The organism is Paenibacillus suaedae, from assembly GCF_032337355.1.
Classification (GTDB): Bacteria; Bacillota; Bacilli; order Paenibacillales; family Paenibacillaceae; genus Paenibacillus_B; species Paenibacillus_B suaedae.
Window position 1 is genome coordinate 63,328 of sequence record NZ_JAVYAA010000006.1, and the last position, 24,948, is coordinate 88,275.

General features: G+C 45.4%; 25 protein-coding genes. 7 read left to right on the forward strand and 18 right to left on the reverse strand.

What is annotated here, in order from left to right; translation table 11 throughout:
• Positions 1-222 precede the first annotated feature (222 nt).
• Positions 223-1,422 carry an oxalate decarboxylase family bicupin gene (locus RQP50_RS21595; RefSeq protein WP_315746706.1) on the reverse strand — a complete coding sequence of 400 codons (1,200 nt, stop codon included), beginning with the start codon at positions 1,420-1,422 and terminating at the stop codon, positions 223-225.
• Positions 1,423-1,729: 307 nt separating this feature from the next.
• Here RQP50_RS21595 and RQP50_RS21600 point away from each other — a divergent pair, with 307 nt between their 5' ends.
• Positions 1,730-2,356: a hypothetical protein gene (locus RQP50_RS21600; RefSeq protein WP_072731675.1), complete on the forward strand. Its 627-nt coding sequence runs from the start codon at positions 1,730-1,732 to the stop codon at positions 2,354-2,356.
• Positions 2,357-2,409: 53 nt separating this feature from the next.
• On the forward strand, positions 2,410-2,772 hold the full coding sequence (locus tag RQP50_RS21605) for a winged helix-turn-helix transcriptional regulator (protein WP_072731676.1): 363 nt from the start codon (positions 2,410-2,412) through the stop codon (positions 2,770-2,772).
• Positions 2,773-2,839: 67 nt separating this feature from the next.
• Here RQP50_RS21605 and RQP50_RS21610 read toward each other — a convergent pair whose 3' ends face one another.
• From RQP50_RS21610 to RQP50_RS21650, 9 genes are all read right to left on the reverse strand, one after another.
• Positions 2,840-3,364 (reverse strand): NAD(P)H-dependent oxidoreductase, encoded by a 525-nt coding sequence (locus RQP50_RS21610; protein WP_072731677.1) that lies wholly within the window; start codon positions 3,362-3,364, stop codon positions 2,840-2,842.
• A gap of 299 nt (positions 3,365-3,663) precedes the next feature.
• Positions 3,664-3,930: a hypothetical protein gene (locus tag RQP50_RS21615; RefSeq protein WP_315746707.1), complete on the reverse strand. Its 267-nt coding sequence runs from the start codon at positions 3,928-3,930 to the stop codon at positions 3,664-3,666.
• Positions 3,931-4,165: 235 nt separating this feature from the next.
• Positions 4,166-4,939 (reverse strand): ABC transporter substrate-binding protein, encoded by a 774-nt coding sequence (locus RQP50_RS21620; RefSeq protein ID WP_315746708.1) that lies wholly within the window; start codon positions 4,937-4,939, stop codon positions 4,166-4,168.
• Between the two features lie 88 nt (positions 4,940-5,027).
• A complete protein-coding gene (locus RQP50_RS21625; protein WP_072731679.1) occupies positions 5,028-6,197 on the reverse strand; it encodes an efflux RND transporter periplasmic adaptor subunit in 1,170 nt (389 codons plus the stop codon).
• A 24-nt stretch (positions 6,198-6,221) separates the two neighbouring features.
• Positions 6,222-7,091, reverse strand: coding sequence for a carbohydrate ABC transporter permease (locus tag RQP50_RS21630; protein ID WP_315746709.1), 870 nt, complete (start codon positions 7,089-7,091; stop codon positions 6,222-6,224).
• 49 nt (positions 7,092-7,140) lie between these two features.
• Positions 7,141-8,007 (reverse strand): carbohydrate ABC transporter permease, encoded by an 867-nt coding sequence (locus RQP50_RS21635; RefSeq protein ID WP_315746710.1) that lies wholly within the window; start codon positions 8,005-8,007, stop codon positions 7,141-7,143.
• A 196-nt stretch (positions 8,008-8,203) separates the two neighbouring features.
• Entirely contained in the window at positions 8,204-9,322 is a 1,119-nt protein-coding gene (locus RQP50_RS21640; RefSeq protein WP_315746711.1) for a HAMP domain-containing sensor histidine kinase, read from the reverse strand.
• Positions 9,315-10,010: a response regulator transcription factor gene (locus tag RQP50_RS21645; RefSeq protein ID WP_072731684.1), complete on the reverse strand. Its 696-nt coding sequence runs from the start codon at positions 10,008-10,010 to the stop codon at positions 9,315-9,317. The genes RQP50_RS21640 and RQP50_RS21645 overlap by 8 nt, the downstream gene beginning before the upstream one ends.
• Before the next feature lie 171 nt (positions 10,011-10,181).
• Positions 10,182-11,171 (reverse strand): phosphotransferase, encoded by a 990-nt coding sequence (locus RQP50_RS21650; protein ID WP_315746712.1) that lies wholly within the window; start codon positions 11,169-11,171, stop codon positions 10,182-10,184.
• Between the two features lie 197 nt (positions 11,172-11,368).
• Here RQP50_RS21650 and RQP50_RS21655 point away from each other — a divergent pair, with 197 nt between their 5' ends.
• Genes RQP50_RS21655 through RQP50_RS21665 form a run of 3 tightly spaced genes read left to right on the forward strand, consistent with a single transcriptional unit; the run spans position 11,369 to position 15,559 of the window.
• Positions 11,369-12,661: a glycosyltransferase gene (locus RQP50_RS21655; RefSeq protein ID WP_072731687.1), complete on the forward strand. Its 1,293-nt coding sequence runs from the start codon at positions 11,369-11,371 to the stop codon at positions 12,659-12,661.
• Positions 12,662-12,677: 16 nt separating this feature from the next.
• Positions 12,678-14,402: a CotS family spore coat protein gene (locus RQP50_RS21660; protein WP_315746713.1), complete on the forward strand. Its 1,725-nt coding sequence runs from the start codon at positions 12,678-12,680 to the stop codon at positions 14,400-14,402.
• Positions 14,403-14,422: 20 nt separating this feature from the next.
• Complete coding sequence (locus RQP50_RS21665) at positions 14,423-15,559, forward strand: glycosyltransferase family 4 protein (protein WP_315746714.1); 1,137 nt, start codon at positions 14,423-14,425, stop codon at positions 15,557-15,559.
• 50 nt (positions 15,560-15,609) lie between these two features.
• On the opposite strand, the gene RQP50_RS21670 is transcribed toward RQP50_RS21665, so the two are convergent.
• The 3 genes from RQP50_RS21670 to RQP50_RS21680 are packed head-to-tail and all read right to left on the reverse strand — an operon-like array spanning position 15,610 to position 18,882.
• Positions 15,610-16,560 (reverse strand): NAD-dependent epimerase/dehydratase family protein, encoded by a 951-nt coding sequence (locus RQP50_RS21670; RefSeq protein ID WP_072731692.1) that lies wholly within the window; start codon positions 16,558-16,560, stop codon positions 15,610-15,612.
• Positions 16,561-16,615: 55 nt separating this feature from the next.
• Positions 16,616-17,911, reverse strand: coding sequence for a UDP-glucose dehydrogenase family protein (locus tag RQP50_RS21675; protein ID WP_072731694.1), 1,296 nt, complete (start codon positions 17,909-17,911; stop codon positions 16,616-16,618).
• A gap of 5 nt (positions 17,912-17,916) precedes the next feature.
• Positions 17,917-18,882: a sugar phosphate nucleotidyltransferase gene (locus tag RQP50_RS21680; protein WP_315746715.1), complete on the reverse strand. Its 966-nt coding sequence runs from the start codon at positions 18,880-18,882 to the stop codon at positions 17,917-17,919.
• A gap of 226 nt (positions 18,883-19,108) precedes the next feature.
• Here RQP50_RS21680 and RQP50_RS21685 point away from each other — a divergent pair, with 226 nt between their 5' ends.
• Positions 19,109-19,582: a hypothetical protein gene (locus tag RQP50_RS21685; protein WP_315746716.1), complete on the forward strand. Its 474-nt coding sequence runs from the start codon at positions 19,109-19,111 to the stop codon at positions 19,580-19,582.
• Positions 19,583-19,692: 110 nt separating this feature from the next.
• Here RQP50_RS21685 and RQP50_RS21690 read toward each other — a convergent pair whose 3' ends face one another.
• The 4 genes from RQP50_RS21690 to RQP50_RS21705 all read right to left on the reverse strand — a co-directional run bounded on the left by RQP50_RS21690 (position 19,693) and on the right by RQP50_RS21705 (position 23,147).
• Positions 19,693-20,943 carry a TolB-like translocation protein gene (locus tag RQP50_RS21690; RefSeq protein WP_315746717.1) on the reverse strand — a complete coding sequence of 417 codons (1,251 nt, stop codon included), beginning with the start codon at positions 20,941-20,943 and terminating at the stop codon, positions 19,693-19,695.
• Positions 20,944-21,051: 108 nt separating this feature from the next.
• On the reverse strand, positions 21,052-21,708 hold the full coding sequence (gene bshB2 / locus RQP50_RS21695) for a bacillithiol biosynthesis deacetylase BshB2 (RefSeq protein WP_315746718.1): 657 nt from the start codon (positions 21,706-21,708) through the stop codon (positions 21,052-21,054).
• Positions 21,709-21,776: 68 nt separating this feature from the next.
• On the reverse strand, positions 21,777-22,121 hold the full coding sequence (locus RQP50_RS21700; RefSeq protein ID WP_268626637.1) for a YojF family protein: 345 nt from the start codon (positions 22,119-22,121) through the stop codon (positions 21,777-21,779).
• 129 nt (positions 22,122-22,250) lie between these two features.
• On the reverse strand, positions 22,251-23,147 hold the full coding sequence (locus RQP50_RS21705) for a DMT family transporter (protein ID WP_315746879.1): 897 nt from the start codon (positions 23,145-23,147) through the stop codon (positions 22,251-22,253).
• A gap of 128 nt (positions 23,148-23,275) precedes the next feature.
• Between RQP50_RS21705 and RQP50_RS21710 the strand changes: the two genes are divergently transcribed.
• Positions 23,276-24,157, forward strand: coding sequence for a LysR family transcriptional regulator (locus RQP50_RS21710; protein ID WP_315746719.1), 882 nt, complete (start codon positions 23,276-23,278; stop codon positions 24,155-24,157).
• 106 nt (positions 24,158-24,263) lie between these two features.
• Here RQP50_RS21710 and RQP50_RS21715 read toward each other — a convergent pair whose 3' ends face one another.
• Positions 24,264-24,938 (reverse strand): O-methyltransferase, encoded by a 675-nt coding sequence (locus tag RQP50_RS21715; protein ID WP_315746720.1) that lies wholly within the window; start codon positions 24,936-24,938, stop codon positions 24,264-24,266.
• Positions 24,939-24,948: the final 10 nt, after the last annotated feature.

Genomic DNA, 24,948 nt, shown 5'->3' on the forward strand with positions numbered 1-24,948 from the left:
ATTTTGATAAATAGAATGCATGTTGGTTCATTGCTGCACGCTGTTCATCGTAGAGTTCAATGGTTGAACTAGACATTCATAGCCATTACAGCGTGTTACGAAAAAACGGTGCACTTCCTCACAAAAACAAGCTGCTGCCTGCAGATTGTGAGGATGTACACCATTATCTCCGCTTACTTCTCTATGTAGTTTCAGTGACGAATGACGTTCAGTTATCCGATATTAATGATGTTGTTGCTCAACAACTGGCGGGATTCCAGGATATTTCACGACTGGCCACTTCTCAGTTCGCAGGGCATTCATTAATTCAGGCGAAGCATTCACATTCGATTGGACGAGCTGCTTCGGCGTAAGCGCCATCCATTGATTGAGGGACACGTCTGCAAACCGATCACTCTTGAACATTTCGAGAAACCATAAGCTGTCTGTCCCTGTATTCTGAATATAATGTCCAAACGCAAAAGGAACGTATCCGACATCCCCTGCCCGATAGTTAAAAGTTCGTGCTGCACCATTCCCCGAGAAGACAGTCATTCTGCCCTGTCCGGTAAGGTAATATTGCCATTCATCATTGTTAGGATGCCAATGCATTTCTCTCATGGCGCCAGGCTTAATCTCGACAAGTGCGGCAGCTATCGTCCGTGAAACAGGAAAATTGGTTGAATCCACGATGCGAACTGTCCCACCGGGAGTCGTGATTGGCGGCTGAGCCATCAACCGATGTACGAAACCCGGCTCAATTGTCCCATATGGATCCGGCACCTGCTGACTCTCGATTGAACCCGGTACTTGAGATTGATAAATGTACACCTGATCAGAAGGAATGTGCTCAAATGCACTTATCGGTACACCAAAATTGGCTGATAACACCTCCTTTGGCGTATGCGCAAACCAATCCGATATCGAAAGGGTATTTAGATCCGAAAAACTCCCGTCATCGAACACGAGCAGGAATTCGCAGCCCTCTTCTAGCCCCTGAATGGAATGTGGAATGCCGGGAGGGAAATACCACAGATCTCCCGGTCTAACATCTGCGATAAAATTACGACCATTCTGATCGACCGCGGTCACCCGGGCGCTACCCAGGATCATGAACGCCCATTCTGCCTGCTGATGCCAATGTAGCTCCCTTACCCCACCAGGAGTAAGCCGCATGTTGACACCTGCCAGCGTCTTCGCTACTGGAAATTCTCTAACCGTGACTTCACGCGACCATCCACCCTTATTCAGCTGCATGTGTGCATCAGAAAAGGAAAACTTCAAATTCGGAACAAGTCCTGCATCCGTAACCGGAGGAACCAGCATATCTGGATTTTCCATATCCCGCATGACATCGCGTGGACCGAGGTCTGTCGCTCCAGCACCGTCACTTTCGCGAATGGGCTGCGGAATATGCATCTGCTTCGGATCAATCGTACCCATGATTCCATCTCTCCCTTCTCAGAAACCTATCGAACAACGCTAATGCGATGTTGCGCACATTTAACGTTATCTAGTTAACAAAATTCGAGGAACTGGCAACGATTCCATTGATCCTTATGAACATGATGCTTCGATTATGCGGCATTATTCGTGTTCGGCATGCAATTCAGAGCTAGGAAAATGGATATCTTTCAACAACAACGAGTGATCCCTTATCTAAAGTATATACAAGCATCTTGTTTTAAATGGTATTTATTGTTATTTATCTTCTCGCATTATGGTATAGTAAACTGAAGGAGGGATCCAAGTGAAGCTCCATCGAGTATCAGCATTTGTTTTCATCTGTTTGTCACTGGTAACAGGCTGTATACCAGGATCGTCGGTTCCTGAGCGGATCAATACTCCCCCAACGATAACGTTAACTCCCATTGATCCATTTCAAGGTGAAGCAGCGAAGTTAAAGCCTTTCCTCGGAAATATGACGGGGGCGTTTACTTTGAGATATGAAGGCACAAAACCAAAAGCGAACTTGGATATTGAGATCTGGAACTATGGCAAGAAAGTAAAATCCGTCGGCGGCCTTGGCGATATATTCTTCACACCTAATAAGGAAGAGCGGAAAGAGATTGAGCTTATCATATCCATTGATACCGTTGCTGGCTTAGGACAGGACAATATGAATCATATCAAGATTGGCATCGTCCATGAATCTGGTACAACCCTGTACGGCCTTTCGCCCCCAACAGATCATAAAATGATGGGACGGGGGATCATTTCATATCATGAGCCTCAATCCTTTATTGCACAGGGTACGGTTCGGGTATGGGGCATGCAAATGACGAGTGCAAATCGCATGATTACTGCAGATTTCTCACAGGAATCACTAAGCAAAGTCGAGCAGGCGATCCTCTTCACTTTGCGGTTTGATGATTAATTTACGGTACATCATGTTTATGCTACTATCATTCACGAAGGAGTGTGATGTTTGTGCAAGAACCATGTCTTCCTACTGGTGTGGATGTCAAAGACACCCCGTTTGGCTATACACTGTCTTTAATAGGCGGCAAATATAAAATGATCATTATGTATTGGCTGTCCGAGCATAAGGTCATGCGGCATAATGAGCTGAAGCGAAGCATCGGTACCATTTCATTCAAATCATTAAGCGTTATGTTAAAAGAGATGGAGGCGGATGGCCTTATCCAACGCAAGGAATATCCACAAGTGCCGCCAAAAGTCGAATATTCCTTAACTGAACGTGGTCTATCGCTCATCCCTATAGTAGATATGATGTGTGTTTGGGGAGAGAAGAACAGACTATCCCCCTTAGAAACTGTGGAACATTCATAATGCAAAAGAAGTATCTCCTGCATGAGGAAATACTTCTTTTGCTATTAGACGAGATAGAATTAATGACTTACAGGTTGTCAATGAATTTCACGTAGTCAAGTGCACCCTGATCCAGCTTGCTTGCTGACGGCTCATGCTCCGCCCCGTAAAACGCATAGAACGAGCGATAATCTGCTTTACAATACTGAAAGCTTAATTCGAATGGGGATAATATTTGCTCGAATGTATAACGATATTTCCCTTCCTCGAAGTCCTCTTTTTTAATTCCGGCAGATACAGCCAATGCAGCTTTGCGACCTTTCAGTTTATCACCACTAGAACCATAAGCCCAACCATAAGTAAATACTTCATCAAGCCATTTTTTAAGAAGAGGCGGACAATTAAACCAATAGATTGGGAACTGCAAGACAAGATTGCCATGAGATTCAATCAATTGTTGTTCATGCTGCACATCGATGTTGCCATCCGGGTATGCCTTATACAATTCGTGAATGGTATATTTGTCCGGATACTTCTTGAGTTCTTCAGCCAAGCGTTTATTGACAACGGACGTTTCTAAGTTCGGATGAGTTAAGATAACAAGTGTTTTCATCGATTTGACCTCCATAGATTGGTTTTCCTCTTGAGTATATGATGTAAACTATCTATTTGTAAGTACGCACTTTTAGTTCAGGTACTTACATGAAGGTTAGTATCAAATGGGCAAAACCGACAACACTTGTGCAGATGGCTAGATGCTGGCAACCGCTCCCCCGTCCACCCGAAGATTGCTTCCATTGATGAAAGACGCCTGTCCAGAGGCTAGCACCCGTTACAATGGAGCTGTCTACCCCCAATACCATGTGCAATATAAACAGAGAGGATCGCGCTTTGCACGTCCTCTCTGTTTCCTTACTCATTCAAATACGTTGTCACCCGATTTTGGATTAATTTTGCTACCTCTTCGGCAGACTTCTGGCCAGAAAAATACGATTTTGCTTCTTCCCCGACAATCGAGTATAGCTTGTCTTCACCAGACCGATAACCGCTCGCCGCTGCCAGCAGCTGCTTGGCCTTTATGAAATATCCCTCTGTCGCCTTAACAGCTTGGCCCGATTCCAGCTTAAATTCTCCACTTTCCACTTGCTTCTGTCTTTCGTTAAGCTCCTGTTCATTCATGCAAGTACGGAAAACCCACTTCTCTCTGGCATAGATTGCGCTTGCTCAGATACTAAAAAGGATACCAATTTCCAAGCTTCTTCAGAAACATCCGACTTGGATGAAATTGCAAGCTGTTTTGGAGCAGAAAAAGAAACTCCGCTTGTCTGTCCTGCAGCATGCGGCTTATTCAGCAACACAGGTTTTTTATAAAGCGTATGGGGCCAAAAGATAAAGTCAGGAGGAGATACCAGTGTTATCGAACTGAACAACTGCTCTCCGTAATCTGCCTCTTTCGAAGTAGCAACTTGATGATCATACATGCTCTTGATTTGCTCATAAGAGTAATAAAGCTTGGAGAATCAAAGTTAGCCTTTTGATTGCTGCGATCGATGAACTCGGAAGACTGATCGATGACTATGTCAAGCAGCTGCTCCTCAGGCGGTGTGTTCGCCAATGCATATCGGGAATCGCCTTCATCCATGCTCTTCATAATCTGCTTCGCTACTTGTTCAAATTGCTGCCATGTCCATTTCTGATCATCTACCTGAACGTTAGCCTTCTCCAGTATATTGCCGTCCCCTAGGAAGGTATGCAGGTGTAAGCTAAGCGGCATCGAATATAGCCCGCCATTGATCCCCATCTCATCCACGATATTCGGGTACAAATCGCCCTTTTCCAGCAGCTTCTCTTTTTTGATAAAGTCATTCATATTGAGGAGCAGCTTTTTATTGACATATTTCCCGACAGGCAGGTTGGCAACATCAATGATATCCGCCGCTGCGCCAGATAATAGCTCCGTATTGATTTTTTGCACATACCTGTTGTCATCTTGTTCCTCCACTTTCTCATTTTCTTGCTTAAACAATTGAAGACGAACTTCAATATCTGGATTTTGTTTCTCAAATTTCTTTATTGCAGATACATACCAGGAATTTGGATTGAACAAGGACATCGTTACGATCGTCTTGCCTTCCTTCGTTTTGTTCGTCTTGTCCCCTTCATTCGACGAACCGCATGCCACTGTCATTGTAACGAGCACCAAACTAGTGAAAATAATGATAAGCCGCGCTTATTCATAATATGATCTCACCTCTAATCAATCTTTGAAATCATTTCTATTGGAGCCGAATCCGATTGCCATCTTGCAAAGGTTCGCTGCTGTCTACAATAATTAGTGTTTGTTCATAGACATTGCCTGATGTGATTAACGTTACTTTGTCATTGTTTTCACTTGATGTGACGGGAACCTTGCGTGCCAAGAAGACGTTGCCAAGCGGCCCCAACTGCTCCTCAACTACATAAATGTACAGTCCTTCTCGCTCACGATGAATCGCTTTATTCGAAATGAGAATTCCCTCTTCACGAGAACGCTTCGTAATATGTACACGACCTTCCTCGCCGCCTTTCAAAGCGGAGTTCACCATTTGGAGACGAACCGTTTTCTGTGCAATGGTTGATTTCGCATTCGTCACAAGATCATCAGCAGCTGCTGATCGCCGTTCATTGTCGACGATATCCATAATCAATGCTTGAAGCTCTAGTAACTTGTTCGCTTTGTCCCCCTTTATTACAACCGGAATCTTCTCCCCTATCGATATCGCGAGTAAATCCAACAATTCAGCATCAATCGTAATGTCAAACTGATACCCACGGCTGCTGTTGGCTAGAATGATATCCGCCGCCCCAGAAGACACCACGCCTGTTACTGCGTTAATCTTCGTCACCATGCCATCGAACGGAGCTTTGATTTCCTTTTGCTGTTCCAACTTCTTTTTCGATTCGTTAATTTTACGAGTTTGTATCCCCAAATCCAGACGACGTGTTTGTATTTCGCGCGACGCGGCGCGCAGCTTCATGTCATCCCCTTCGGAAGTCGCAGATTGAATGTATTGATCCTGATAGGTTTGCAGCTCAATCTTTTGCTTCTCCAGATGGGCAATCTCATCTTGCAATTCTTGCTCGGCGGAACTGCTGTCATAAATCAGCAGCGTCTGATCTTTTTGGACGTAGCTCCCTTCTTTCACGTAAATCTTGCTAACCCGCCATGGTGCCGCATTCATTAATTTCACTTCAGACACAGGCCGCAGGATACCACTTGCTTCAAGCTTATAATCTAGGCTCCCTAGTGTCGCTTTCTCAGTAACAACCTTGGGGAGCGTTAACGATTCCAATGTATTGCTGAATAGGGTACAAAACACTAACAGTCCGATAAATAACCCGAACAAGATGACTATCGTTCGTTGACGCTTTTTCTCTGTAGCAGCGACTTGTCCTTCACTCCCCACATTCAATACTCCCTTCAAACCAATCTATCCCTTGATGCCTGACAACTGGACACCTTCGATAAAGTAAGGTTCCACATATAAGAACAAGAGCACCATGGGGGCCATATACAGCATTGATGCAGCAAATGCGACACCCCGCGCCCCTTTATTGATGCTCGATAAATATACGGAGAGTGGCTGCTTAAGCGGATCGTCCAGGAAAATAAGAGGCTGCTCCACCATGTTCCAATAATCCACAAATAGCAAAATGACAAGACCCGCTATTCCTGGTTTGATTAAGGGTGCGATAATCGACCAGAAAATTCGGAGGTGACCAGCCCCATCAATTTTAGCTGCCTCGATGTAATCGTACGGAATGTGCATCATGAACTGGCGAAGCATAAATACGCCGAAGGCGGCAAATATCCCAGGAAGAATAATCGAGCTAGGATGATTCAGCAATCCAAGTTGATCGGCCATCATATAATTGGGAACAAGCGTAACTTGATAAGGCATTAGCATCGTGAACAGGTAAACAAGAAATAGGAGCTCGCGACCACGAAAACGCAGTTTGGAGAAGGCATATGCGGCCAGAGCTGCAACTAAGGTTTGACCAGCGATAATCGGCACCACCATAAATACAGAATTCCAGAACATAGCTATATATTTCGAGTTCTGTATCAATAACATGGAATACTGCTCTATGGACACTTGATCCGGCAGCAGCTTCAAATTCGCGAACTGCTGGGCAATAGCAGATTCAGCTGAACCTACATGTCCAATCAATCCATAATTCAATTCAATTTCTTGTTTAGTCATAATTGAATTTGTGAATGTTATCACAATTGGTGACAATATCAATCCGGCAAACACTGCCATAATGGCCGTCATCACGCTTTTTCGTATTCTTCTCATACGTTGATCTCGTTACCTCCTTTCTCATGTCTGCTGCTCTATCTGTTACTTAGTCCAACGAATGTCGAACACGACGCTCTATGAAATACATCCCCATTACGATGACTAAGATGCAAGCTGCCATTAATGATGCCGCTGCCGTTAGCTTCTGTATGTCCAGGGACACAAACATATTGTTCATATAATGCTGCAGCATATATATGCTGTCATGCGGATAGTCGCCGGCAACTAAGTACGTTTCCCGAAATACCTTGAACGAATTCATGATCGACATGAGGACTACGAAGAACATTGTTGGTGTTAGATACACGAGCGTAATGCTTCTGAACTGACGGAAGCGACCTGCCCCTTCTATATAGGCCGTCTCATAATAGTCCTTCGGAATCTGCTGCAAGCCTGCCAAGAATAGAATCATGTTATAGCCAATGTTTTTCCATATGTATACACCGATGATTACATAGCGAGCGGCGTCAGTCTTCATCCAATCCACACGTTCAAGCATCCAAGTTCCTAACCAAGCGTTAAGGGAACCATTCCAGTCGAAGAGGATCTGCCAAATGAGCACGATAGACGCCGTAGGAACGACGAGCGGCAATACATAGGCTGTCCGCAGAATGTTACGGCAATAGATGTTTTTGTTCAACAAAATAGCGATGCCTAGGGAAAGCACTATGAGGATCGGAACGCTTATAACGGTAAAATAAGTCGTATGTAAAAAAGCTTTGCGAAAAGAGTCGCTTTCGAGCAGTTCGCGATAATTGTCAAGTCCAACAAATTGTCCTTGGACAGCGTTGTTCTGAAATGAATACATGATCCCTTTCACAAAAGGGATGAAATAAAATATCGCAAATCCTAATCCACTAGGTAAAAGAAACATGAAAGCTACAGGTGTATCCTTGCGCAACCATTTTGTCATTTCACACCCCCCATCATTCCTATCCCATTTGAATTCTTCATGTAGCAATGGGGGTCGATATCAGATTCTACGTGGTATGCATCATCCACATAAACATGAAAATCCCCACTTTCTCTCAACGTTTCTCCTATCCTGCACTTAGAATAGAACAAACTGTTTAAAGAAAAAGTGGGGTAAAAATAAAATTTTTCTTAAATTAACGTTGTGAAACTTGAAGAGAATCGTCGTTATGAGAAGGCAAGCGCACTTCGAACATCGTTCGTACCGCATCACTCTGAACGGATATCGTTCCATCATGCTGTGAAATGATATTCTTCGTAATGAATAAGCCTAAGCCTGTGCTATCCCCTTGCTGGGATCGGGCCTGATCAGCGGTATAGAACATGTCAAACAAATGAGGGATATGCTCTGGCTTGATCGGATCCCCATAATTAATCACCTTCACAATCACCTCATTCAACACGATTTGGGCTTGAACATCTACAAACTTCCCATCACTTCCGTAGCGATTCGCGTTAGACAGTAGATTCTCGAATACTCTCGCTAGCATTTTTCCATTTCCGCAAATATACATGTGTGACGGTATATTCAAACGAACCTGTAAACCATTCTTCTCTAGAACGGGATATAGTTCCTCGGTAACCTGTATGAGAAGCTCACTTACATCCATTCGATGCCTCTCAATGGCCGCTGTACCATAATTCATTCTCGTTACTTCAAATAACTGATCGATGAGCTTCTCCAATCGTTGCGATTTAGTATAAGCGATTTCCGTGTAATGGATGATTTGTTCTTCTGTTAATTTTTTATCTCGAAGAATGAGATCCAGGTACCCAAGGATAGACGTTAGTGGAGTACGCAAATCATGTGCCAAATTCATGACCAATTGATCCTTGCTGTTCTCAGCAAAGTCTCCTCTCTCCACCGCCTGCTGCAGCTTAATCTTGGCCAAGTTAATGTCTTTCGCAATAACCCCGAATTCATCTTTGGATTCGATATGTACTGGACTTGCGAAATCTCCGTTGGCAAGCTGGTTAATTCCATCAGAAATCATGTTAAAGTATACTGCATACCGCTTCGTAAGCAAGAAGAAAAACAAGATCGCAAGCGGTGTGAAAATAAGTAAAAAGAAATTAATATCCCCTATATCCCTAATGAAATATCGAACGGAGGTTAATGGATGTTCGTACTTCATGGTGTGATAATACATCTGAAGAAGTTTGTATAGTAAGAAAATGATTCCTCCGGATAGAAGGATACTGACACCAAAAAGGAACAGCATTTTAGCACGGAAGCTGCGAATGATTTTACCCATTGAACGTGTAACCTACTCCCCAGACTGTTTTGATTAATTTGTTTTTCGCGGTATCTTCTTTCAACTTTTTGCGAAGTGTACGAATATGCACCATGACTGTATTCGCATTCTCATAATAAGCTTCGCCCCACACCTGTTGAAAAATATGCTCCGAGCTGAATACCTTCTTCGGGGAGCTCGCGAGCAGGTGCAAGATATCGAATTCTTTCGGTGTAAGTTCAATCGGTTCATCATACAGCCGAACCGAGCGCTGCTCGAGGTTCATAACAAGTCCGCCGTTCTTCAGTACATTGCGAGCTGATGCAGCAGAAGAATTAAACTGCATGCTGCGCCGCAGATGTGCATTCACCCGAGCAACCAACTCCATGGGGTTGAACGGCTTGGTCATATAATCATCCGCTCCTCTAACCAGACCCGTGATTTTATCCAAGTCGCTTGTCTTGGCGCTTACAAATATGATGGGCATATGGTTCTGTTCTCGGATTTGCCGGGTAACTTCATAGCCATCCAGCTTCGGCATCATAATATCGAGTATCGCCAAATCAATGGAATGGCGATGAACAGCATGTACTGCTTCCTCACCATCTGTCGCAATGATACAATGATAGCCTTCCTTCTCAAGATGATAAGCAATTAAATCAGCTATTTCCTTCTCGTCCTCTGCAATAAGTATCGTAATTTCTCTCATGCGATCTACTCCTGTGAAATGGTAACATTCCCTCCCATTGTAACAGATCCTCACTGCAATTACAGAGCTAAGCAGGCATTGAACAATGATCAACCACCTGCTTAGCTAAGCTGTATTCGCTTCATGTAACGAGTACTGCCCATTTTGTGCGCTGTGACCGGATTTGTCAACCTATGCTTGAACTGTTGAAGCCAAGCTTCGAATCCTAGACTTCCCCTCTTTCTCCATCCATTCCAGAAACGGCATCTGCTTCCTATATTGATGCTTCCATTTTACATCGGGTTCTGTGGAATGAATGGATTGGCATAGGAAAAACAAACTAATTCGAGACACAGCAGCAGGGAGCAAGTATATCTCAATATCGGACAGCTTCCCATATCCAGCCAGAAAACGGGCGTCGAAGGTACTCGCATAATTCGGCAGCAATAAGTAGATTACCCATATCGAATAGGCAATGTCGAAGAGGCGTGTTCCGTTCCGTACAAAATCAAAATCCAGCACACAGCTCACTTCATTGCGAATGTACTTCTGATTCCAGAAATGCCAATCACCGTGGATGATTGTCCGAGGCAGCAACGATGCATCTTTGTCGTATTTATGAAGTACTCGGTTCATGACACGCGATACTTCTGCATGCTCCTTGCTAGGAATTGTCGGCAATTCTCGAAGCCGGCTCAACCGTTCCCTTAAATCGCTGCTCTTATGGTAGAATGACCACTCAGGAAGTGGGCCCGGCGGCTCATCTCCCAGAATATGATGGAATCTCCGAAGCATACTTGCACTCGAATGCACTTGCTGCTCCCGGCACAAGAACGATCTGCCTTGTACAAATGGCGTAACTTGAACCCGCTTCCCATCAAGCTCTACAAAGCTCATACCCTTCTCATCCTGAACAGGACGAGGTACAGGAATCCCTTCATTCTCTAGCTTCGCAAGCAGCTTCGAGACATATTGAAGGTGAGCTTCACTTACGGATGAGCTAATAAAGCGTACAACGAATTCCCCATTTGTTGTCGTTATTTTCAGATTAATATTATATGAGCCTTTTAACCTATCTCCTATGCCTACCAATTCCCCTAAGGAGAAATGTTGACAAACGAAATCGATAGCTGCTGCTGTTCGCAGCGATTCGTCTGTGATCATATCGAGTGATGGCTCCATACTCACATCTCCTTCTTCTTGCTTAACCGAAGCAAGTAGACTCTGCTATTCACTATATTCGAAACTTCTTTAGTTTTGGCATTACAATGGTGGAATAAGCAGGACAAATTCCAAAATATACGATTGTACCTTTCACTTTTGTTCCTATGACATATGAATATACTATACGCTAATCCCCTTATAAAGGGCGTGAACCAATGCAGAGAAAAAAACGGACACCGAATGTAACAAAGAATCAAAGAAAGCGCGAAAATCCTAGACGCAAAAAGATTTTCAATACCACACGACACTCTACTTCGGTTACCCTTTCAGAACCTGCTTCCCCCTTATATCGCCCCCCTCCTGTACAGTGGCCGCCGCGTATATTAATGATCATCGATCAATTCAATATTGGAGGAACCGAGACTTACACACTCTCATTGACGCGAGAGCTTATTCGGAGCGGGGCAGTCGTAGCGGTAGCAGGCAAGCGAGGCAAGATAATGGATTCCTTCATTGGTCTCGGCTGTGCGTACTATGAGGTTGATTTCGTGCTTGATAATTATGAGCCTGATGTCCAAAATGCAAAACTGCATCTCGATGTATTAAAAATGATTATTAGCACGGAACGCATTCAAATTATACACGCGCATCAATACCCTTCCGGAGAGCTCGCTAAGCGCGCAGCTGAGGAGATGAATATCCCCTTTGTCTTTACCGTTCATGGCTGTTATTATGATGCGTCGCACATGCAGAAGTTGAAGCCAAATACCACTTTTGTAAGTGTCAGTCCCGCGATCGAGCACGCACTGAACATGGATGGCATTACGTCCCATCTTATCCCGAATGGACTCGATGCAGTGGAATTCAGCAGTTACCCCGAAGCCTATCAGCAGTATTTGCGAAGAAAACTGGGCATTCCGAATAATGCCTTCGTTGTCATGTATGTAGGCCGTCTAACATGGGAGAAGGCAGATATATGCAAAGACGTCATCCAAGCGACATCTGCACTACGCAAAAAATCAGGAAGCTCAATTGTCCTTCTGATTGTAGGCGGCGGCATCCATCAAGAACAAGTCGAGAAGCTCGTCAAACAGGAACGTCATCGAACTGGGGATTCCTTCATCATCTATCCGGGAGAAATGCTGAATATGAGGGCTTGTTACGCCATAAGCGATTGTGTGATCGGTACGGGGCGCATCGCATTAGAAGCAATGGCCTGTCAACGTCCTCTTATTTGTTCGGGGAGTAAAGGTTATCTTGGGGTCGTAGATGCAAGCTGTTATGAACAAGCGTGGAACTCTTGGTTCGGGGATCACCATGCTGCCAATTCCGTACCGAAGGGACTATTGACGGCACATATTGAACGAATCTGGAATATGGACTTCGAAGAAAAGAATGCGATGGTTCAGTCCGGACGAACATTCGTCATGCAAAGATTCCATGTCGCACAAATCACAAGTAAAATGCTGGATGTGTATCGTCAATTACTATTTCCTAAGCGTGACTAAAATCGATGTGGAGGGAATGCCGTTGGTTCAATTTCATATAGAACCGTGGGAACATCTTATTGATACCGTACCACCCGGCACGATTCTGGAACAATATGTGCCTCCTGAGGTTGAAGAAGCAGCACGTTATGTGATAACGAAATATGATATGCAAGTGTCCAGCATGGTGCTGATTACCTCTAAACCTGACAAGGGCGGTGCGATCTGGCGAATTGAAACGAATCATGGGCCACGAAGCCTTAAAGTCCTTCATCGTACTCCTGCTCGCAGTCTATTCAGCATCGGTGCACAGCAATATCTGGTTGAGCAAGGTGCTCGCGTACCCGCCCTCATCCGGACGGTTGAGAACGATATCTATGTTGAGACTGGCGGAAAGCTGTGGATTGTAACGGACTGGGTTGAGCCCATGCAGCCTGTGTCGAAGGTTGACTTAGAAGGAGCTGCTCTTCTCTGCTACGGTCTCGGTGAATTCCATAAGTTCTCGAAAGGATACATTCCTCCTTCAGGTGCCGGCAAGTCCTCAAGACTATACACATGGCCAGCATATTATGAGAAGATCATCTCCAAAATCGGCTGGTTCCGTGACATTGCCGCCGTTTATACCGAATTTCCTGTCAGTCAGAAACTACTCGAAGTCGTAGATAGTTTTGAAACTCAGGCCAAAGAGACATTAGATCGATTGCTGAATGTATCGAAATATTTCAAAATGGTGGCAATGGGAGAACCCTATTGGGGATTAGTGCATCAAGACTACGGATGGTCTAATGGCCAAATGGGCCCAGGTGGAATATGGGTTATTGACTTGGACGGGGTCGCATACGACCTTCCTTTTCGTGATTTACGCAAACTGATTACAAGTACGATGGATGATATGGGCTGCTGGGATACAACCTGGATTCGCGGAATGATAGGCGCTTATCATGAAGCGAACCCAATGGATCGAGAAACGTTCGAGCTGCTATGCTTGGATATGGCGTTCCCGAACGAATTCTATAAGCATGTCAAAGAAATCGTATTTGACCCAACTACCTTCATGAGTATGGAATTGGAAGGTATTCTGCAACGTGTACTTGCTACAGAAAGCACCAAATGGCAGGCTCTAAACGAGCTTGCTGGCGACATCGAAAATTATGAACCCGGAGATTATTCGCAAGTTCCCGAATCATCAATGTGGCAGTTTACCATGCCTGGTATCGAATATCCTAACGGAGAACTTGTATTCGACAAGCTTCCTTCGCTGCCCGAACAACCATCTGATCCTGCTCTTCAGCCAGACGGAGAACTTGCACCTGATGCAATATCTACTCTAATACCTAATGCCGTTGATCAATTCGAGATTGAAGCATCGAGCCTTTTACCAGTTGAATCCATTGACGCAGCTAGCTCTCAAGATGCCCCAGCACAACAGCTTCACGCCGAGGAGACAGCCGTTGCCGCTTCCGCTAATGAAGCGCTTCCGCTCTTCCCTACTCTCACTCTTACTCCTGATACGATCTATGCCGTCCGCCGCCGTAGAACTGTTCGCCGCAAGCGTAGAAGAATACGCCGCCACCGCTCAAGAAGAGTGCTTACGCGAAGACGTCTTGCTATTCGCCGCAAGCGCCGCCAAAAATCTTACATCCTGCGTCGAATCAAGAAAACAAAGTTGTCCCGCACATTCGTCGGTCGAAAGAAGCGGATCTCCCGTTCAGCAGCGATACGCAAATCTATAAAAAAATCACGTTCCGGTAAAACGGGATAAGACAGGAGGAAGCATACGGCATGAACATCTTAATGATCTGTACGGAGAAGCTTCCTGTCCCGAATATTAGGGGCGGCGCCATTCAGACCTATATCGGAGGAGTAAGCTCGCTGTTGAGCCGGAGTCATCACCTTACGATCGTCGGCAGATCGGATCCGGAACTGCCTGATGTTGAAGTTGTCGATGGGATTCGATATGTTCGCATTCCTTCGGAGGGACTATTCGAGGTATATGCCGAAGGAGTTATTCGATTTCTCACTCAGAATGGCAAGCAATATGATCTGATCCATATCTTTAATCGTCCACGGCTTGTTCTCCCCGTGCGGAGTACAGCACCTCATGCCCGAATCGTCTTAAGTATGCACAATGACATGTTCCATCCTGGCAAGATTCATCCGGAAGAAGGAAGAGCCGTTGTCGAACAAACGGATGCCATTATTACCATAAGCAATTATATTGGACAGGAAATATGCAGATATCACCCTCACGCTGCATCGAAAATACGTACAATATATTCCGCAGCAGACCTCTCCCTATTCGCTCCTTGGGTTGAATCCGATTATGCTCGCCAGGCACGCAACAGCCTTCGTACGGAGTACCAGCTGAATTCAAAAAAAGTCATTTTATTTGTTGGGCGGCTATCTCGCAATAAAGGCCCACATGTGCTTGTCCGTGCGATGTCCCATCTGAAGCATTCAGATGCTGTATTAGTCGTAGTTGGCGGCGCATGGTACAGCGATAATAAAGTCAGTGACTATATTGGATACGTAAGAGCAATTGCGGCTCGCTCTCCTGTTCCTGTGATTACAACCGGCTATGTGCAGGCGAACGAAGTCCATCGCTGGTTCTGTGCAGCAGATATATTCGTATGCACCTCAATATGGAATGAACCACTCGCGAGAGTACATTATGAAGCGATGGCAGCTGGCCTTCCATTCCTTACGACCTCTCGCGGCGGTAATCCTGAAGTGATTCTTCAGGGAAATGGTCTTCTAGTTGAAGACCCAGAGAATCCGCTAGAATATGCGAATAAGCTGAATCATCTTCTTGCAAATATGGATGAATGCAGACAAATGGGGCTGCGAGGAAGAAGAATTGCAGAGACACGGTTCGTGTGGCAGCGTGTCGCTCAAGAAATATTAGAGGTATGGGGTTGATTTACTGCTGTCATAACTGTGGCGCCGGCAACTCGGCGCCACCTCCTCCGTTATAGTCCATACAATTGTCGAATCGATGCAACCTCCCGCTCTAGCCCCTGTAGCAGATCGATTTGTGGATCGTAAGCGAGCAGCTTCTGCGCCTTACTGATATCTGCCCATGTGTGGCTTGGCTCCCCATAAGTTCTTCCCATATATTGAATGCCTGCTTGATGTGGAATCAGCTGCTGCAACATATGAATGCAATCCATAATTGACGCTCGCTGCTTGCCGCCAATATTCAATATTTGTCCCAGAATACCATCCGTATGAACAGCGGCTGCAATTCCCTCAACACAATCGGATACATAAGTAAAGTCGCGTGTTTGGCTTCCATCACCAAATAAGGTTATCGGTTCACCGTGAATCATTTGACGAATAAAGCGGTGAAAGGCCATATCAGGACGCTGTCTTGGCCCATATACAGTAAAAAAGCGAAGTATCGTTACGGGAATCCCATCATTATGCAAATATACGCGGCACAGGTTCTCCCCAGTCAATTTGCTGACGCCATACGGCGACAATGGATCTGTGATCGCCCCTTCATCCACTCTCCCCGTCTTATCTCCATACACGGATGACGTAGAGGCATAGATAAATTTGCGTACCGGGCTCGACTTGCATGCTTCCAACAGCCGCTGTGTTGCCACGATATTGTGAGAGGCATAGTGAAGAAAATCCGGCCCCCAGCTCGATCTCACGCCCGGCATGCCTGCGAGGTGGCACACGACGTCGACATCCTTCAGCAGCAGTTCATTATTAGATTGCAATAAATTTGTTTCATGAAAGGTAAATCTATCATGAGTTCGCAATGAACTTAGATTGAGTTCCCTCTGAGGGCGCGGTGTGGACGAGTCAATATAGCCATCAACGCCAATAACGTGTACATGTTCGTCCAGCAGCAGCCGTTCACAGAGATGGGAGCCGATGAATCCAGCAGCTCCCGTCACCAATATATACATATTCGACTACTCTCCTCCTTGTCTATTTCTAACGGAACATTTCATACTCTTCTCTCTATTTGTGCCCACCCACTCCTTCATAATCGTATCCAATTGCTTGCATCTCTTTTGCTCTGAGCATATTTCGGCCATCTAACAGAATAGGAGTTCGCATGATAGGGAGGGCCTCACTCCAATTCATAGATTCGTATACCGCCCACTCGGTGCAAATGATAGCTGCATCCGCATTGTGCAATGCATCCAAAATATGAGAATACTGTGTCAACCGAGCTGTTGGATAGTTGGGAGGAAGTGCAGCGACGGGATCATGAACGCTTATAGTGGCACCACTGTTCCATAATTGGGTAATGATCGCTAGCGAAGGCGCTTCTCGTAAATCATCCGTTCCTGGTTTAAAGGCCAGTCCGAGGATTGCGACCTTTTTTCCATCAAGGGTGCCGAGCTTCGCGGTCAGCTTCGTAAGAAAATAAGCATACTGCGTTCGATTAATGTGAACTACTTTCTCTAACAAGCCTAGATGAATGCCATACTGTTCCGCTGTGCTCAGTAATGCATTGACGTCTTTAGGGAAGCACGAACCACCGTAGCCGATGCCTGCTCGTAAAAAGGAAGAACCGATTCGAGGATCCAACCCCATCCCTTGTGCTACATCTGTTATCGATACACCACATTGATCACACAGTCTAGCCAGTTCGTTTACATAGGAAATTTTGGTCGCGAGAAAAGCATTAGAGGCATATTTGATGAGCTCTGCAGTAGATGGCTCTGTTCGAATGATTGGACACGTATACCTTCGGTACAGGCTGCTTACTACATCGGCCGCAGCTTGCGAATCGCTGCCTAGAATAATTCGATCAGGATGGAGCGCGTCATGAAGTGCACTGCCTTCTCGGAGGAATTCGGGATTGGATACGACGTCGAATGAGATTGGTTTGGTTTGCTTGTTAGCAACCCATTCCTTGATACGTTTCTGAGTACCCACTGGCACTGTACTTTTGACTACAATGACTTTGTGTTCTTGCATATGTTCGCCAATCCATTCGGACACCTGCTGTATATATGTTAGATCAGCACTCCCGTCTTCTCGTGACGGTGTACCCACACAAATAAAAAGAATGTGATGCTTCTCAATCGCTTCCTTAGCATCGCTTACAAATTGGATATTGCCCTGATCCACATACTTCTGCAGCAGTTCTCCTAGACCAGGCTCGTAGAAAGGAAGATCTCCCTTCTCTAAGGAACAGAGCTTTGAATGATCCGTATCAAATCCGGCTATTTTCCAACCATTTTCAGCAAAAGCAAGAGCTGTCGTTGTTCCGACATACCCTAGACCTACTACTAAAATATCCATGCTGTTCACCCCCCGGACGGTGATGCGATAGCGTGTTGATTCGCGATCACATTGTTAAGTTGTACATTCGTGATGCTGACATCCTGAAGCACAATGCTGTTCTCGATGCTGCAGTGATTGATCTTAGCTCTTGGACCGATCGTTACATAGGGGCCTATGATACAGTCCTTCAATTCACTGGTAGAATCGATTACAACTGGTGGGATCAGGCGACATCCGGGATATCGCAACCGCAATTCATGGAGGTCTTTCTCTCCTATGTCTTCCAGTACCCATTGGTTCGCCTCCAGCCATCGTCCTATCGTTCCAATATCAGTATGGTTCTTATCCGTAATCGCATAGCCAATTGAGAATTGATGGTCTATCAACCATTGAATGGCGTGTGTAATCTCATATTCTCCTCTCGGAGAGGGAGTTATCGAACGTACAGCTTGAAATATCTGCGCAGTGAACACATATGCCCCGAGAGAAGCTAAATTTGATTTGGGATGCTTCGGCTTCTCTTCTAGCCCTACTACTTGATCATCCCTAACTTCTACGATTCCATAATCTTGTGGCTGAGCAACCTGTCCTAGTAGCATGCACGCATCGTGTTTTTTGTGCGCTACAACTTCCACGAGTCCTGATAGTGACTCCGTGATTAGATTATCTCCAAGCATAAGTACAAAATCACTCCAGCCAATGTAGCTTTCCGCCTGTCTAACTGCATCTGCAATACCAAGAGGCGTATATTGGAAAATATACGTAATCTCTACTCCCCAACGTTCCCCTCTTCCCAACTGTTCCTGGAATAACATATGGTGTCCAGGTTGAATCACGATTCCAACCTCTCGTATCCCCACTTCTATAAGCTTTTCGATGCAGTAATAGAGAAGCGGAACATTGGCAACGGGAAGCAAAGGTTTAGGGGTCGTGAATGAAAATGGTTGAACCCGTGAACCCTTGCCAGCACTGAGGATTAACCCCTTCATTTTGCTCGCTCCTTTATCGGTTAACAGCCATACATCACTATATGATTCTCAACTCTCCCAAGTAAGGGCTTCTGGAGGTTTATAGATGAAAATATACGGTTGCCATCTGTACTACGAACATATGAAAATTCCACACTCTAACACTTTTATTTGTCCATACCCTTGCAGGTTATGAACATAGAATAGAAGGAACGCTCATAACGTTACCAATTCAATCAAGAGAGGATTGATTCGATTGAGTAAGAATGAATATGTAAGCAAGATTAAAAAATTGGAGGATATCGATAGCGTTGAAGTCGAATATGCCGACGGCGAGAAGGTCGAATTTAAGGCAGATGAAGGCAGTGACCTTACGTCTTTTCTTGAAAAAATCGATTGGGATCAAGTTGAGGATGTCGAAGTCGAGCTAGTTAATGGTGAGAAGAATGGCATTAAATTGGGTGATGATGACGAGGACGATGATGAGGCCTACAGCGACGATGATGATGACGATGACGACGATGAGTCCTATAGCGACGACGATGATGACGAGGACGATGATGAGTCTGACAGCGACGATGATGACGAGGACGACGATGAGTATGACAGCGACGATGATGACGATGACGACGATGAGTATGACAGCGACGATGATGATGACGACGATGAGTATGACAGCGATGATGATGATGACGAAGACGAAGACGATGATGATAAATAAGATTGTTTACGACATAGACAAGACAAAAGACGAGGAGCGAACTCCCCGTCTTTTTTACATCGTTCGACTAGAACCCTCGATGCATGAGCTGGATGTGCCGATGGAACCCCCTAATCACTCGTCCCATAAGGTTGAAATACCTCGCTCCAATTCCATCGCTCATAGTAATTGGTCCCGAGTGTCAGATTTGGAATCCACACATGCGCATTCTTGCCATCAGGTCTTGACAACATAACATCTGCTGTCGAACGATTACTTCGAATCCACGCTACCTTCCTTCCATCTTCCACGAACACAGGCGCATAATCGCCGAATCCCATGGCGGGAGCCGACAGCATCGCTTGTTGCCCTGAATCAAGGTCAACCTTCACAAGCTTAGGCAACGGCCTCTTCTCCGCATCGCTTGACCACAACGCTTCGTCAGCTCTCGACGCGACAATTGTACGATCATTGTACCAAGTGAAGCCAGTCTCTACTTTACCCGCAGGAGTATAGATTTGCTGTTTCATTGGTGTCAAGCTGCTTAATAAGGTCAATTTTTTATTGCTTGTTGCTTCTCTTCCCTCACCCGCAATATAAGCAAGTTGATTTGCACTTGGTGCCCAGTTGAACCATTCTTCATCATGGAGCATGGTTCCCACTTTCAGAAAGGTTGTCCCATCTGAGGACAGCAAGCAGAGTGTATTGCTATCTGCAGATAATGAAGCAGTGGGAACAACGATAAAGGCGATCCATTTCCTATCAGGAGACCATTTGAATGAGCTGGTTAACACGGCAAAGAAATCATCAGTTTGATTGGGAATCCGATACAGCAGTACTTTATTGGGTGTACCTGTTTCGGTGTCTAGGCCAATACGATATAACAATATATCCTCCCATTTCCCAGTTGGCAGCAGCTTAGAGAGTGTGGATACCAAAAAACCATTTCCGCTCGGATTCCAAGCATAGTTCCCGATGTTGTCTTCTATCGTTGTCACAATTGGGGTGCTAGGTGTATCCACATTGGCCATTCGAAGCGTGTAATCGGTTTGAAATGCGACTATGCTGTGCTTGGGCGACCACTGTATATTCTGACCCTTTCCTACTCTTCGAAGCGATTTCGTAGTCATATGGTATACCCAAACCTCATTTTCTTCCTTGCCTTTTGTAAAAGCGACCCACATCCCGTCATGCGACCATTTGGGATTCCGGATGTACTCCCCTGTTGTGATCTGTGTCTCTTGTGTGCCGCTAGTTATCCATAAATCATTGTTGCGAATAAACGCAGCTGTATAGGACGAATTTGTCGGCCATCCACTAGAGGGTGTCGACCATACGAACAGCAGCACGAATACAACTATGGCTTGTATGCACTTTCTCATGACACACCTACTTATCATTTTCCTTAGTGTGCCACTGAAGCGAACAGCATATGTGTTGGCCAGATCATGCATGGATACATTTACAAAAACGTCCGTAAGCGTTAAGCACTAATTGACGAACCGATATTCCCAGAATACTTCCTTGCTATATTTAGCTCGAAATGCCGGATCTTCCAACGTTCCATTGTCTAATAAGAACCTCACTTGCGATTGGTGTGCATGAATAGCGTGTATTTTCTGCTCGACAAAGTCACTAACATCATTCACATCACTTGGCTCCCCTAACACAGCCTTGCGATTCGAAGAGAATGCGATGCACAATACCCTAGGGCGCTCGCTCTCAGGCAGCAGTTTCACAGCCTGCACGACGGCAGCGCCGGTTGCGTCATGATCCGGGTGAACGCTATGCCCTGGGTAGAACGTGTACACGATTTCAGGCTGAAGCTCTAGCAGCAAGTCAGCAATTCTCTGCGACAGCTTATCCTGCTCTTCGAACTCAATCGTTTTATCATGATAGCCCCACATGCGGACATCTTCGATTCCGATCCGCTTGCACGCCTCCAGCAATTCTTGCTTGCGGATGAGCGGAAGAGTCACCCGATTAGCGAATAGAGGGTTGCCCATGTTCCGTCCCATCTCGCCCAATGTTAAGCATGCATAAGTAACGGTCATGCCTTGATGAATATGTCTCGCCAATGTACCTGCCATAATCCCTTCATCATCGGGATGAGGCAGCACGACGACAATGCGCTGTTGTGATTTCATTTGATGTCCCCTCTTCAGTTGTCTCCTAATAATGATCATTCGCAATCAGCAGTGAGAAGGCTTGTTCCTTAGAATGGCTGCTCACTAAGCATGAAGCTGACAAGCAAACGTCCCTCCGAATCATGGCCAGCCATAATCAGGCGTTTCTCGTCGTTCTCTTCCCAATGTGTCAGCCCTTCCGCATAAATCCACCCTTGCTCTGTCTTTAGGCCGATACGATAAGGGCCTGTTCCTGCCAATGTGCCATGTGAATAGCGGACGGGGGCATTTTTAAAAAATACGGATGCTGTCATTTTTGATTTATCCCGATGTGCCGCATAAGCACCAGTAGTCATCTCAAGATGCGCATATAACAACTTATCCTGTAAGCTTTGCAGCTGCTGTTGAACGCGATCTGGTTGTATAAGTTGCATGATTCGTTCCTCCATGGATCAATTAACCGCTGACTTTATGATATGAATTTCAGTTCTCATTGTATCATATAAAGTTAAAGCTTACGTACCTATTCGCGCAAACAACCCGCATCCTACCGTAGCCCTGCTTTAGCTTGCAATTAATGACCTTTCTCGTCTCGACTTCACATTAACAAGGTATATGCTGAACAAAATGAAGACAAGTCCTACTACCAAATTGAACGTGAATTGTTCATCCAAAAATATGACACTTGCGATATTCGAGATGAGTGGAATTAAAAAAGTATAGGCCCCCACCTTGCTGGCCTCCCCAGACCCGATCAGCACAAAGTAAGTCAGCCAGCCTAATGCGATGACGAAAATAGATATAAACAATAAATTCAAGATAAACGACAAGTCCCATACAATATCTGACCAGTTCTCAATGAATGCCCCCGAACCCGTTAGCAGCAAGCCTCCGATCGTTTGCTGCAGCGATACGACCCACAGGGAGTCGACACGCTCGCTAATTCGCTTCATATAGACGGTTCCGAATGCCCAGCTAAGTGCCGTACCAAGTGCGAGACCGATTCCAATCACCGATGCATGCCCAATAATGCCAAACGCACAAATGACGGCAACACCCAGGAAACCAAGCAATAAGCCGAACATTTTTCTCGGATGCATCGATTCGCCCAGCCATAGCCATGAAAACACGCCTAGTAAGACAGGCTGAAGAAATACAACTGCTGAAAAAAGCCCTGCAGGCGTATAGAGCAAGCCGAATGTCATTAGGCCATAGTACAGCACAATATTCAAAAAGGCAGACACTAAATAAATGGGCCACGTTTCCTTGAGCCGCAGGCTTTTGTATCGCGGCAGCGCAAGCAGGAGCAAAATGATCCCCCCGAAAAAGGTACGCAGCCCTGCAAATAACAATGGAGGCGCATACTGAAGACCTATTTTCGTCAAAGGCCAGTTCACACCCCACATAATCACAAGAAAGACAAGCAGCAAAATCGTTTTATCTTTGGACAGCTGGTTCATCATATTCATCCATTCCTTCCCTACCATTCTATCTGTAAAAGTTTACTTACACCTCCATGTATCATGTTATATTGTTTATGTGCATAAATAAAATGAATCATTGTTATAAGGAGCATATCAAAATCGTTATGACCATTACACAATTGCGTACTTTTTTGACCGTAGCTGAAACCTCCAGCTTTACAAAAGCCGGAGATATTCTTCATATGACGCAGCCTGCAGTTAGCCGTGCCATTTCAAGCTTGGAAGCCGATCTAGGCGTTACTCTTCTGATTCGTGATCGAAAGAACGGCATACTTCTAACAGATATAGGAAGGCGCATGCTCATCCATATTCGCGACATTATGATTGGAATTGAGAAGCTGGAACAAGAGGCTGCTGCTGAAAAGGGATTGGAGATAGGCACGATCCGCATTGGCTCATTTCCAACCGCATCTGCCTTTTTCTTACCTAAGATTATTAGCCGTATCGAGCACAGATTTCCTCAGTTGGAAATCGAATTGCATGAAGGGACAATAAACGAGGTTAAAAAATGGTTGGCTTCACGTGAGATAGACATTGGCATTATTACAGAGCCTAGTTTCGAATTTGAGACCATACCACTGTACAATGACAAGATGGTTGCACTCTTGCGGGAAGATCATTCCTTATGTCACAAGCCCATTATTTGCATTCAAGATTTGAATGATGAACCGCTCATCATTTGCAAGGGAGGTAATGAAATCCCCATCATTGACATTTTTGAGAAGACGGAAACCAGCATGAATATCAGGTTTGTCGTTCATAACACGGGGGCTCTGCTCAATATGATCCAGGAAGGGCTGGGAGTGGCCATTTTATCAGAATTATCGCTGATTACTACACCTCCTCATATTGTGACACGCGAGCTCGATCCGATGGTACGAAGAGAGATTTGTTTAGCTGCCCCTTCCCATACGGAATGTTCACTTGCCGTCCAATTGTTCATACGAACAGCACAGGAGTTATTTTGTCATAAAGAAGAGCCTTGATAATCAGATTCTGTTCTGATTCCATCAAGGCTCTATATGCTTCCAATTTTGCTTCTAGCACAAACAGCCCTGCCTCAATTGAGAACAGGGCTGTTCTTCATTTTATTCACTCTTCGACTACTAAAGCCATTACAAATCCATCATAGCCTTTGCTTCCAACGGTTTGAATCGCTGTAGCATTTAAGCGAGGCTCCGCAGCAATCAGTTCGAAGAAGCTGCGCACGCCTAATACGCTTGGATCATCGCTATACTCGTCTACGACAGCGCCGCCGCGGACGACATTGTCCCCGATAATGAGCGTTCCCGGACGGGACAGCTTTAACGCCCATTTCAAATATTCTGGATTGCCCTGCTTGTCTGCATCAATAAAAATAAGATCGAATGGGCCGCGCGCTTCTTCGTCAAGCTGAGCAAGCGAATCAGCGGCAAGTCCTGTTCGAATCTCCACTTTATCCGCTACGCCTGCGTTCAGCAGATTCGATTGTGCGACTTCGGCGTGCTTGAGACTGGCTTCCAGCGTGTATACCCGGCCGTCCTGTGGCAATGCACGGGCAAACCATATCGTACTGTAGCCGCCTAATGTGCCGATTTCTAATATCGTACGAGCACCTTGAAGCTTGGCCAGAAGATGCAGCAGCTTGCCTTGATTGGGTGATACATCATGAGCCGGCAAGCCTGCTGCGGCATTTGCAGCCAGTACCGCTTCCAGCACAGGATCGGAAGGAATGAGCTGCTGATTAAAGTAATGATCAACTGCTGTCCATGTATCGTGTTGATTCATGTCCTAGCCT